This is a genomic window from Ruminococcus sp. (assembly GCF_017549005.1).
In the GTDB taxonomy this organism is placed as follows: domain Bacteria; phylum Bacillota; class Clostridia; order Oscillospirales; family Ruminococcaceae; genus Ruminococcus.
This window is the reverse complement of the sequence record NZ_JAFYYT010000038.1, coordinates 132651-145330: the sequence shown is the minus strand read 5'-3', so window position 1 is coordinate 145330 and position 12680 is coordinate 132651. Positions and strand designations below refer to the sequence as shown.

The following is a 12680-nucleotide window of genomic DNA, read 5'->3' as shown; positions in this document are numbered from 1 at the left end:
GGAGATGTCAGCGGAGCTGACAGAGGGTCGGGACGCCGAGGGCGGCGTCCCCTACAGGCTCTTAGTTCTTAATTCACACTCCGTACTTGGTCTTTATACGCTCCAGCTTTTCGCCGAAGGGCTTTGCCAGCAGATACAGGAACAGCACGTTGGACACTGCATATGACGCAGTATACGGCACAGCCGAAGCCAGCGCCGCAAGGTAGAGTTTCAGGCTGAAGCCCTGATTATACCACAGCACCGTCCATATATCCATGATGAACGAGTAGGCGATACCCGTTGCAGCTCCGTAAAGCAGGAGGAGTACGCGGCTTTTCAGGAGTTTTTCCGAGAATATCCCTGCGAAAAGTCCGATAAGTCCCCATGCAAGCATCTGGAAAGCCGTCCACGGTCCCTGTCCGAAGTAGAAATTGGACAGCACAGCGGAAAGAGCTCCCACAAGGAAGCCTGCCTCGCCCCCGAGATACAGGGCGGTGATTATCGTCAGAGCCGCTATGGGCTTGAGAAACGGTATGAACCTGCCTGCAAAGCAGAGAGCCGTCATTACCGCAACTATGACCATTCGCCGCGTTCCCGTGGACTTCTTCTCGAAGCCTGCCGCGAAGAGAAGAAGGGAGAACACCGCAACTGCAAGGGAAACGATTATGTGCTTCTTTTCGTCAAATGCGAGAGCTCCCAGTATCGTAACTGAGGGTATTATCACAAAGGGAACGGCTATTTTTATGGCATTCCGCAGCTCTTTGTTTCTGATAAGGAGCATTTCAGCACTCCTTTCTGCCGTTCGAGCTGCAAAGCTCCACAGCGTCCTCAACGGTAACGGCATTGTCGTAATAGCCCCTTGTCATGCGGCTTACTGCCGTGGTGTAGAAGCTGTTTTTCGTGAAGAACTCACGGGGCTCGCCGACGGAAACTATCCTGCCCCCGAAAAACATGGCGCACCTGTCGGAAAATGCTGCTGCGAACTCAACGTCGTGGGTGACGGTCACAACAGTTATCCCCTTTTCTCTCAGGCTCCGCAGTACCTTTATCATATTCAGCTTCGCAGCCGCGTCAAGTCCCTTTGTGGGCTCGTCAAGGAGCAGAAGCTTCGGCTTTGCGGCAAGCACCTTTGCAAGGGCGACAAGCTGCTGCTCGCCTCCCGAAAGGTCGTAGGGGTGCTTGTCCATGAGATGCGATATATCGTAAGGGAGCTCATCTGTACGGGCTCCGCACTCGTCAAGCTCGGCGCGGACTGTATTTTTCAGAAAGACCGTCTGAACGTCCTGGGGCAGCATTGCAAGGCAATCACGGTAAAGGGAGCGGTTCCTGTAGTCTTTCAGCCGTTTCCCGAATACCCTTATACTGCCGCTGTAGGCTCTGAGAAGCCCTGCCGCCGCGGAAAGAGCCGTGGTCTTGCCCGAACCGTTCCCCCCGAGTATGCAGAAAAGCTCGCCGCTGTACACTTTCAGGCTGAGACCGTCAAGTATGTCCCTGCCGTTTCTCTCGTAGCGGAAATACACGTTTTTGTACTCGAGAGCCGTTTCATCGCTGTGACCGTGCTCCCTCAGCGGCAGCGCCCGTGCGGAGTTCCCGTAGCCGCTCTCTATGAACGCCCTGCCCTCGCGGACAGTAAGGGGACATCTCCCCATGCCGCCAAGCCCTGCGTAAACCCTTGCCGCCGCAGGCATACCGCAGAGTATATCGCTCCGCCCTTTAAGTCCCGAAATGACCTCGGCAGGCGGCGCAGAAGCGATGAGCGAGCCCTTTTCCATTACGAGGAGCCTGTCGCATACAGGAACAACGTCCTCCAGGCGGTGCTCCGCCATTATTATGGTAACGGAAAAGTCCTGACAAAGCCTTTTCAGCGTTGCCGTGAAGTCCGCCGCCGCTATGGGGTCAAGCTGGGCGGTGGGTTCGTCGAGTATTAGCAGCTGCGGCTGCATGACCAGTACCGCGGCAAGGTTGAGGAGCTGCTTCTGACCGCCCGAAAGCTCAGAAACGTTCTTGTCGTACCATTCCCCTATGCCGAAGTAGCTTGCCATTTCGGCAATGCGCCGCGATATCTCATCGGGAGGAGTACCGAGATTTTCAAGTCCGAACGCAAGCTCGTGCCACACCTTGTCGGTGACGGTCTGCTGCTCGGGGTTCTGCATAACGAAGCCTGTTGCAGAAGCCGATGTGATGTTGTCGAGCTCTGCAAGGGGAGTTCCGCAGAAAGAAACGCTGCCCCTCATATCACCCACAGGGGTGAGCTCACGTTTGAGCATACGCAGGAGCGTGGACTTGCCGCTGCCCGTAGCTCCGCACAGTACGGCAAATTCGCCCCGTTCAAGGCTGAACGACACGTTTTTCACTGCAGGCGAGCCGCATTCAGGATATGTAAATGTCAGATCCCTGACCGCAAGTATCTCCACCTGAGACTCACCTCCGTTTCAATGATAATTGGGAGCATGATAAGCGCTCCGTATGCAATGAGCCCTGCTTTGCCGAGCTTGTCGGGAACTGCCGTGCTTACGGACGGATAGAACATAAAATCAAGGGAACCGCTTCCCACGGCGGCTGCCGTAACGCCGAGAAGAGCAAGGGAAGCCGCCAGGAGTGCGATATCCGCCGCCCTGAACCCGAACCTGCGGAGCTGTGTGCGCCTGTGAGTGCCGAAGCCCCTCGCCTCCATGCTGTCGGCGGTGATGATGCCGTTTTCGAGAGCCCATGTGACAAGTATGGAGAAAACCCGCGACTTTCCCTTTATGTCGTCGATGATGTTGTCGTCCTTATAGAGCCCCATTGCCTTCTGTGCGCTGTTTATCTTCGCGGACTGCCTGCTGAACAGGGGCACGAACCGCAGAGCCATTGACAGTATGAGAGACAGCTTAGGCGAGAGAGCTCCCGTGACATAGAGGAGCTTTTCGCTTGTCATTATCTGCGTAAAAGACCTGAACCAGTACAGGACTCCCACTATCATAGCCGCTGAGTTAAGACCGTACAGGGCGGCTTCGAGAGTCACGGGATTGTGGTTCATGACAAAGAGGACTGTCTTTCCGTTGTGGGATATGAGCGGATTTGCAAGGGCAAGTATCAGGAACAGCACCCAGAAGAAGATATGCTCCCTGCCCCGTGAAAAGCCGTTGCGTACCGTGAAGAAGACAGCTCCCCCCACCAGCGACATGACCATGAGCAGCGGATAGCTGCTGAACATGGCTATTCCCGTAACGCTGAAGAACCATACTGTTACCGCTATGGGATTGTATTCGGAAAAGCTTCTCATTGTTCGTATACCTCGTTAAGGTCGTGACCTATCTCGCAGGTGTAGAGCCATTCCACCCTGTCACCGTCGGAGAGCTCGTATTCGCCGCAGCTCCGCGAGGGAGCTATGCCGTTCACATGGTAAACCCAGCCCGAAAGGTCGCCGAAATCGTATTCGTAAATGTAGTTTATGCCCGAAATATAGACCATGCCGTGAGCTCCGCCTGCGCTGCCCTTGTTTTCCACCTGTATGCCGCAGGTCTGAGCGGCTTCCGTGAGGATATCGAAGACGGTATCCCCTGCCTCAATGTCAAAAGCCGTGGGCGGCAGTATCACGCCGTCCGCAGGGATATGTTCCGCCCTGCCTGCTATGGTGTCGCAGCGTATCTCCATAGTGACAGTTCCGACCGCATTGTCCTTGACCTTTTTATTGCCGCTGTAGTACTCATCGGCGGAGCTTATATCCGTCACCAGCACAATGAGCACTGCCGCGCCTGCGGCTATGCCGATGAAGATGAAGTTCCTGATATTCCTTTTGCCGAGAATGAGCATGATAAGTGAAAGGACAAGAGCCGAGCCTGCAATAATGATGATGAGCTTTGGTTTTAAGCCGCCTTTTCGGCCTGATTCTTCCCTTTGGGGAGCTGCCGCGGACTGTATGCTCTCAGTCCTGACTGCCGTGACTGCGGAGGTGATTTCTTTAGCTGCGGTCTCCGTCTTTTTAAGAGATGCCGAAGCCGAAACTGCCGCAGTTTTCGTGACCGTGACTGTAGTCCCCTGTGAGGCCGTGACCGCTGACGATGACTGCGGAGCTGTAGTGCCCTCAGTGACAGCTTCGCCCTGTGTGGGAGTTTCCTCATTCTGCGGCGGAGCTGTTTCATGTCTGCGGTTGTCCAGTATGAGCAGCGGCGATTTCCCCTCCGTCATGCGCCTGAACGCCACAAAGGAATAGTACGCCTGCACAGTTGCGGTCTCGTTGGAGCCGCCGCCTTCGATATGTGAAAAGCTGCCGTCGGGCAGGCGGAAACGCACTATGCCGTCAATGAGGTCGCTGCCGTTCTTGATGAATCTCTCATCGCTGCGGCAGTCTATTCCCAGCGCCGAAACTGCCGTGAGCACCTGAGCCGTGCTCTCGGGATTGGGGTTCCCGAAGCTCTCATAGCCGCCTGTATCCATCTGTTTCCGCGACATAAAGTCAATAGCCCTGTCCACGGAGTCCGAAACCTCGCCGTTCCGATGATAATACGGGGCAAGAGCCTGCACAGTCATGGCTGTGACGTCGATGTCGCCGTAGTCCCCGAAAAGCGCCCAGCCGCCGTCGGGATACTGCATGGAAAGTATGGTATCGACTACCGACTCCGCCGTGAAGCGCGAACAGGTATAGCCGTTGTTGAGCACATGGAGACCATATATCCAGCTCATCATGCCCTGCTCGCCTATGGAGCTGTCAAGGATATCGGTGATGTAGCTGTTTCCGCTGCCTGCCGCACAGAGAGCAAGAGCGTACTTCTCCCGTGAGGTCGCAGAAGCGATATTGTTGCTGCCGAGATACTCCGTAAGGGAGCGTTCATAGGCTGAAAGGTCAGTATATCCGCACTGGCTGAGAGTAAGGGCATACCAGTCCGTTGTCCTGCCTGCGCCCTCTGCGATACCGCTTTCCAGCCATTCCTCCACACTTCCCGCGCCTGCCTGTCCCAGCTTATAACTGACGATACCGCCGATAAGGTCATCGACCTCACCGACGGTATGATCGCTGCATTCCGCACTGAACGGAACTATTTCCAGCGTCAGTATCAATGCTGATATCAGGCACAGGATCCCCGATAACAGTTTATTCTTCATCTCTGCGTCTTAATGCGAAAGCAGTTGCAGCTGCGGTAACAAGTCCTGCGACTGCGATACCTGCGCCCTTTACTCCTGTTTTCGGAGAATTGCCCTTGTTTGCGGTAGTTGTTGCCGCCTTTGTGGTAGTAGTCGTTGCTGTTGTGGTTGTGGTGGTAGTAGTTGTGGTCGTTGTCGTAGTAGTAGTTGTTGTTGTGGTTGTCGTTGTTGTCGTGGTGGCAGCAGCAGCTTCGCCGCTTACATTTACGACATATACAGGCGGAACGATGTTTACGCTGTCAGATGTGGCGCTAAGTATATTTTTGCCCTCTTCCGTGAGCTTTACAGTGACCTTTCCCTCGCTATCGGTAACGAAGTCCGTTGCCTTGCCGTTCACAGTTATCTTTGCACCTGCAAGCTTCTTATCAACGGGAGCAAATTTCTCATCAAAAACAATATGCGAGAGCTCGAGGGAGATCTCCGAATCCCTGGCTGTATCCTCGCCCTTCTTTGCATTGAAGAAGCTGTATGAGTCGCTGTAGCTCTTTGTATCCGAATAAATGAAAGCCTGTATCTGGTCGTTGCTCTTGATTTCGTCCGCAAGTCCCAAAGACATTTTATCGTTTACGTAAAAACCGTAGCTTCCGCCGTTTTCAACTCCCCAGAGCTTGTCGAGCTGGAGTCCGTACTGTCCCACAGATGACTTGTAGCCTGCCGAAGCACCTCCTGTGAACTTGCTTTCGTGGACGATATAGAGAGCGTCGTTGACAGTGAGCTTTCCGTCGCTGTCGATGTCTGTAACAGTTACAGGCTCTTCAATGAGAGCAAACTTTTTTTCGCCGTCAGAAACAGTAACATAGACGGTTGCAGGATCTGTTTCCGCAGCAGATACGTTCATACATACAGCTGAACATGAGATAAGCAGAGCAGCTGCCATTGCCAGTGTCTTTTTCATAATACCGACTCCTTTGAAATAATGTAGTACGGGCAATAAAAAAGCCTTTCCGCGGTGCAGAAAAGCGCAGCAAAACAGCTTCACAGAGTATGTGAAGTCGGCGGCATACGTTTTTCATTGTCCAAAAACGTTAATTGCCTGCATTGTCTGACGAGCGATCCGACTGTACGGCAGTGACTGCTGCGACGGATTTTCACCGTGCTTCCCTCAGTTTCAGACTGCAATTCAATTACAGGAATATTATATCACGGGGCAGGAAAAGTGTCAAGTTGTTGACCAATTCATGCAAAAAGCCGTAGCGGCATATGTGCGATACACATAGAGAAGTATTTGTGAGAATTTATTGAGGAAAACCCTTTTGAAAAAGGGTTTCCCTAACAGGGACCTGTCCCCTCTGTCCTTCGGACATCTCCCCGTACAACGGGGAGTAATCCTCAAACTCCTTTCCTAAAACTTCCAGCTTAAATTTTTCCAAACAGGACGCCCAACGAAAACTAACGCCCTCTGTAACTCTTACAGGGGCGTCCTGTTTGGAAAAATTTGGGTTAAAAGTCTTTGGAAGGGGGTTCGGGGGAGAACCTTTCCTCAGAAAGGTTTCCCCCGATAAGTCCCATATATACTTCTTTACGAGCATCACACATATTGCCGCTACGTTTTCGTTTATTCAAAATACTGCTGCTATCCGCGTATCAGGAGCTTTCTGAGGCTCACGCTGTCGAATATATCCACTCTGCCGTCCTCGTTGACATCGGCGGAATAGCTGCTGCTCAGGCAGCCTGTGCCGAGGAGGTGCTTCTGCAGCATGACAAGATCAGCCGCATCAACTTCGCCGTCCCTGTTTACATCACCCTTAACGGGAAGCTCGACCACGATAGGAACAGCAGGTTCAAGCACGAATCTCTGGCTCTCAGCTCCCGTAAACCTAGCCTGACTGAGGGGAGCTTCGGCTTTATCGGCATTATCGCCTGCGTCAATGCAATTACCGTCCTGCAATATGGAATAGCTGCCGTCCCTGTTGCAAACAAGGCTGAATTTCTGACTGTCAGCTCCCGTAAATTCAGTTACGGAAAGCTTTCCCGAGCTTAATGCAAGAGCCTTTCCGTCCTGTTTCCTTATGGAATATCTGCCGTCGTCAAGCCTTGTGAAGCTCCATATCTGATCGTTCAGCGTAAACGGCGGAGGCGAGCCTGTGGGGTCATACTCAACGGCGATATTGCTGATATCGCTCTGAACTGTCTTACCGTAAATGTCAGCCATAAAGAGTCCGCTTGCAATGCTCCGCACCGTATAATCACCGTCTGTGACCGCAGGATGAACAGGAGCAAGGCTCCACAGCTGACAGCCGCCCTCCCAGTAGTTCCACTGGTTGATATTGCCGCCGTTCTCCTTTGACCATTCGTACACATCAAGTCCGCCTGCGTCCTTTGAACATTTGGAAACTATTCCGTAATCCGAGCCGCATTTTTTCAGTCTGAACAGCTGCTCGTCACTTCCTGTATACTTCTGCAGCTCAATATTTACTCCGTCATCGGCAGAATTTTCGGAAACCGCCATACACATGGACTCGTCCCCTGCCGAAACTATGCGGAAATAGTTCTCATCGACCGATATGAGCCGCCACTGCTGCGCCCAGCTGCCGTTGCGCTCCCACTGCTGGATATTCGTACCCTCGTCAAGCCTGCCGTTGGGGATATCTATTGCCATTCCGCTGTTCTGATTGATGATATAGTAAGGAACTCCGCTGAGGAGCTCTGTACCGCTGAGCCTTGCACAGGCTCCCGAACCCGATACGGCAACGGCTTTGTTTATGAGCTGCGAGTTCTTGTCGGTGAAGTCCGCAAGTCCCGAACGCTCCCTGCCTGTGAACGCCCTGGTCTGAACTCCCCATACCGTCTGATTATTACTGCCGACTGCGGTAAATGACATGACCTTTTTGCCGTTTTCGTCCTTTGCCGCAAGGAAAAAGCCATAATACGCCTGATTTCCGATAATGACCTCAGCTGCGGAGCTGTCCTTTGCCTGCGACCATTTTCCCGTAACTGAACCGCTGATACTGCCGTCGGAGTTCAGCTTTATGCTGCTGTAATTGATTATCTTTCCGTCTGTGGAGGTGCCGTGGCCGATGAACTCGTAATCCCCTGCGATATCAGCTTCATCATAGCCCGTTCCTGAGATAACGTCCCCTGCATACTCATAGGGAGCAACTACAGGCCAGCCCTTTTCATTGAAATACATGGAATGTACGCGGACCTCATGGAACTCGGCTCCGTCGTCAAAACGGGTATGATACACAAGATACCATTTGCCGTCATCGTCACGCAGTACGGAGTTATGTCCGCAGGCCATGTAAGCCTTGCTAAGGGAGCTGAATCTGTAATTTCCCATGACCTTCAGTCCTGTGGAGTCAAGGTCGGGATCTGCGGGAAGGACCGCCTGTCTGCCTGCAGGGTCGGTGAAGGGACCGAGGGGAGATACCGAGCGGAATACGCGCATATTATAGCCGCCTGTTGAGGTAAGTCCTCCGTAAGTCACCCACAGGTAATAATAGCCTGTATCGGCGTTGTATTCGATGAAGGGACCCTCTCCCGACTTGCCGTATCCGCCCGAGATCTTCGTGCCGAAATAGCTGTCCACCATTCTTCCGTCAGCGGTCTGTCCTGTTTTCGGGTGAATGCACTGACCTGTCCGCGGGTCTATCTCAAGGGAAAAGATACCGCCCGACCATGAGCCGTAGCACATATACATCCTGCCGTCGGTATCAAAGTAGATAGCAGGGTCGATAGCATTCGGATAAAGCCTGTTATTGTAATTGTCCTTATTGAACCAGCCGCTGTTGAAGCTCACACTGCCCTGTGCGATGAGCTCGTCGATATTGGTGGAAGTGTACTTGCAGTTGACGTTTTTAGTGCTGCTCTTCACGTAGCTGTCGTTGTTCGTGAAGCCCGAGTAGATAAGTGTGTCCACAAAGGTATATGGTCCCTCGATGTTCTTTGCGGCGGCATACGCGATGACCGAGCGCATATATGTGGACGACGTGCAGAAATACATGAGATATGCTCCCCTGCTGCCGTCGCTGTTGATATAATCGCCGTCCCACACCACATCGGGAGCCCATACCGCAAATCCTCCCTCGCAGTCCTGCAAGTCCTCGCCTGCCCATTCAAAGGCTTTTCCGAGGTTCCGTGAAAGGTCGCCGAACTCCACATTATTAACGGTCGCATAGCCGTTGGAGAAGCGCCTCCAGCTTTGCAGATCACCTGACTTTGCCGCTTCGATATGCGAGCCGAATACATAATATGTACCGTTGGCTTTCACGACAGAGGGATCGTGAACGGAAACGCGCCCGTCTGCTGCTGTAACGGAGAGCCCTGACAGAGCCGACAGCATAAGACAGCCTGAGAGGGCGGCTGCAATAAGCTTTCTGATTTTCATTTCAATATCCTCCGATATAAATTTATTGATATTATTATAGGATTTTTTGGCCAATTTGTCAACGAATCAGAGGTGTACAAAAATACTCTGCCTGTGAACAATAATACTCATTGCTGCAAAAAAACAACTCCGCAGGAGTATCACGGTCATTTCTGCGGAGTTATCCTGTTTTTCACGGCTGAACAGCCGAGAGGTCAAGCTGATATATCATTCAATTGCGGTTATCCTGCTTTCGATATCGCCGATAGCATCTTCCGCCGCGTCTATCTTGACGATGAAATCGTCGTCTATCCTTCTTACATACATACAATACGGGTGACCGAGGGAAGTCCACGAAAACCTCACGTAATCCATGCCGCCGACAGTCACTTTCTCAGGTCCTTCCATATCCTTGGGGCGTATCTCGTAATCCGCTTCAAAGAACTCCTTCTGTATGAAGTCCTCCGCTGAAATATCGGGAGTTTCGGGATATCTGAGCTTTGTATCATAGTACCATATGCTGACATCACCGCCGAGATCGGTGTACCTTACTGAAGTATCAAGCGTTCCTGTCATGAAGCGGCTCTTTTCCTCCTCGCTCATATACAGCAAAGGAGTGGTATTTGCACGCTCTATCTGCTCTTCATCATAGAATTGTGCGCCCTCGGGAGCTGTAAACCTGAATCCTGCATATTCCGATGTATAGACGTTTCCGTTTACCGTTCCCCTTTTGAATGCTGTTCCCGCAAATGGCGCTGTTTCGTTCTGCGAAGCCTGTTCTGTCACGCTCTCTGCTGTGTTTACGGCAGCAGTGCTATGCTCCGAAGCTGTTACAGCTTCCGTACTTACAGTGGTCTCTTCCTCATTCTTCTTTGTCTCCTTTGGAGCAGCTGTCTCCGTTTTTTCGGAAACCGCCTTCGTTGACGACATAGCAACAGGGCTTGCATCGGTATCGTCCGTGCTCCTGCTGCCGCAGGAAGTAAACGCGCATAATAGTGCTGCCAGTGTTAAAACAAGTGCTGATCTTTTCATAATTGTATCTCCTTTTTTCTTTGTCATTGAGTGCTGATCCGAACCTGTGCCAAAGACATATGTTACGGATACGGCTTTCATACATACTAATCGAACAAACGATACAAAGTGTAACACTTCTGAAGAAAAATTTTTTCTTGCTCAGTATTTTAGCTAAACTATAACATTTTGTGCTCCTATAGTGCTAAATAATGCAATTTCTATTGACATTTTCCAAAATTTGTAGTATCATATGCACATAAGCTTTATTTGTTTTACTTTAAATATGATAAAAAAGGAGTGAATTATCTCAAAAAACAAGTAAACTGATACTTAACTGATTTATCTGAAATAGATTATACGCAGAAACCATAGAACGATCACAGACCAAACTACTAACGGAGGCTCATATGAACACTAAAAAAATCATTTCAGGCGCTTTATCAGCTGCCTTACTGATAACTTCATCTATAGGACTTGTTCCCATAAGATCCCTGGCAGCTTCTGCTTCATATTCGTCAGGATCAGCACGGAAAATGTCCATTTCCGATCATTCGATCACTTTTGAATCCGAATACAGGTCAAAAGGCGGAGATCAGCCTGTAGAGCTCACCGCAAGATCAGGCTGGAACTACGAACCGCGAAACAGGACTTACAACTGCCCCGCAGGTAAGTCCAAGCAGGCACTGAAAAAACAGGTAGTATCCTATGCTCTGGACAGGCAGACACTGAATTTTGTCCTCACAGTCCCAAACAAAGCCGAAACAGACACAGCCGAAAAAATCAAGGAACTCGTTTCTATGAACGTTATCCATTCAAACGGTTCATCTTCTGTTTATAATTACTTTAGTATCGAAGCCGAAAAGGATCAGAAAAAATCAAATGCTCAGAAAAACGTTTATATTATGAAAGGAAGCTTCATTTCCTATTACGGTGATTCTACTGTGCAGCTGCAGTTCAGCTCACAGCTCAGGGACTATGACGTGTCCTTATCCAATGTTGCTCTGAGCGCTGCAAACGTGGGTTATCTCTACTCCACAGTCACCGACGACAAAGGTCAGAAGCTTCATATCTCGTTTGAAAAAAGCAAGGATCTCTCCGACGCAAAATATAACGAATGGCTCCGCTCTCTCGGACGTTATATTTCCAGCCTTTCCGATATTTCCGATATAAGATATGATGACATCTACATAAGCTTCGACGACCCCACTGTCGAACAGCCTACCTCATGCTGCGACTACATAAGGAACGGTGACGGTCAGAATACGGGAATACTTATAAAGTTCCACTCAGAAACCAGCGGCTACAACTGCGAACAGATCATGGCAGACAGGCTCGACTGGGGTATACTCCACGAAATATCCCACGCATACAGCCGCCTCAACGATAACAGCAAATGCTATGAAGCCTTCAATACCGTCGGAGATGAAGGCCTTGTAAATGTCCGCGCGATCACTGCCCTCCAGAACTGCTCTCAGCTCGCAGACATGATTGTCAGCATAAACGGTATTGAACTCGGCTCATCAAAACACGCACTGAAAAATTCAGCGGACGCAGGCAGCTATTTTATGAATGCACTGTTCGACCAACTGTACATTTACGACAAGTATGCAAACAGCTTCACTGACGGCTGGGCTGTTATCGAAAAGATAATCCTCGGAATCGACGGAGAAATGAGCATTGACGCTTTAAACGGCGCTATACGGTTCATAAATGGCTCTGACAGGTATACCTACAGCAAATACGGCAACAATTCCATATCATTCACTTCAAGAGATACCATAAGATTCATCAACGTACTTTATGCCCTGTGCAGGAATCACCCCGAATACGGCTCGTCTCAGGAGGATTTCACCGGATTCCTCAACGATTATGTCGGAATCGACAGATTCTACCATTATTACAGCGATTGGACAAAAAAGAATAATTTCTACAACCGCTCCACTATCTATTCCGATATAGACGGAAACCGCGTATTTGATATAGACGATCTGCAGGCTGTAAAGGACTTCGTGGCAGGCAAAAGAACCCTCTCCCCCGAAGGAATTTATCAGGCTGATTACAACAGGGACGGCTATATAAACGAACAGGACGCTGCAGAACTTGAGGATATGTGGTTCTGATCCGTCATTTATGTCAAAAGCCGAAGGACTCGTTTTGAATCCTTCGGCTTTTCATTTGTTGTAAGCAGTCAGTGACAGGGTTCACCGAATGTACTCAATATGGTAATGCTCGGCGAAGCGATAACCTGGTCTGAACT

The 12680-nt window shown here is 50.7% G+C and carries 8 protein-coding genes and 1 riboswitch; of the genes, 1 reads left to right on the top strand and 7 read right to left on the bottom strand.

Annotated elements, in window-relative coordinates:
* Positions 1 to 73 precede the first annotated feature (73 nt).
* From IKW96_RS10010 to IKW96_RS09980, 7 genes are all read right to left on the bottom strand, one after another.
* Positions 74 to 760 (bottom strand): ECF transporter S component, encoded by a 687-nt coding sequence (locus IKW96_RS10010; protein WP_296573988.1) that lies wholly within the window; start codon positions 758 to 760, stop codon positions 74 to 76.
* A gap of 1 nt (position 761) precedes the next feature.
* Positions 762 to 2393, bottom strand: a complete 1632-nt coding sequence (locus tag IKW96_RS10005; RefSeq protein WP_296573984.1) for an ABC transporter ATP-binding protein — start codon at positions 2391 to 2393, stop codon at positions 762 to 764.
* Positions 2366 to 3244, bottom strand: a complete 879-nt coding sequence (locus tag IKW96_RS10000) for an energy-coupling factor transporter transmembrane component T (RefSeq protein WP_296573980.1) — start codon at positions 3242 to 3244, stop codon at positions 2366 to 2368. The genes IKW96_RS10005 and IKW96_RS10000 overlap by 28 nt, the downstream gene beginning before the upstream one ends.
* Positions 3241 to 5064: a DUF4430 domain-containing protein gene (locus IKW96_RS09995; protein ID WP_296573977.1), complete on the bottom strand. Its 1824-nt coding sequence runs from the start codon at positions 5062 to 5064 to the stop codon at positions 3241 to 3243. The genes IKW96_RS10000 and IKW96_RS09995 overlap by 4 nt, the downstream gene beginning before the upstream one ends.
* Complete coding sequence (locus tag IKW96_RS09990; RefSeq protein WP_296573974.1) at positions 5054 to 5998, bottom strand: NPXTG-anchored protein; 945 nt, start codon at positions 5996 to 5998, stop codon at positions 5054 to 5056. Before IKW96_RS09990 ends, IKW96_RS09995 begins: the two co-directional genes overlap by 11 nt.
* A 110-nt stretch (positions 5999 to 6108) precedes the next feature.
* A riboswitch (adenosylcobalamin-variant (AdoCbl-variant) riboswitch) is annotated at positions 6109 to 6218 on the bottom strand.
* Positions 6219 to 6676: 458 nt separating this feature from the next.
* The gene (locus IKW96_RS09985; RefSeq protein ID WP_296573972.1) at positions 6677 to 9430 is read right to left on the bottom strand and encodes an RICIN domain-containing protein; all 2754 of its coding nucleotides are present in this window, start codon (positions 9428 to 9430) and stop codon (positions 6677 to 6679) included.
* Positions 9431 to 9637: 207 nt separating this feature from the next.
* Positions 9638 to 10441 carry a hypothetical protein gene (locus tag IKW96_RS09980; protein ID WP_296573969.1) on the bottom strand — a complete coding sequence of 268 codons (804 nt, stop codon included), beginning with the start codon at positions 10439 to 10441 and terminating at the stop codon, positions 9638 to 9640.
* A gap of 389 nt (positions 10442 to 10830) precedes the next feature.
* Between IKW96_RS09980 and IKW96_RS09975 the strand changes: the two genes are divergently transcribed.
* Positions 10831 to 12543, top strand: a complete 1713-nt coding sequence (locus tag IKW96_RS09975) for a dockerin type I repeat-containing protein (RefSeq protein ID WP_296573966.1) — start codon at positions 10831 to 10833, stop codon at positions 12541 to 12543.
* Positions 12544 to 12680 lie beyond the last annotated feature (137 nt).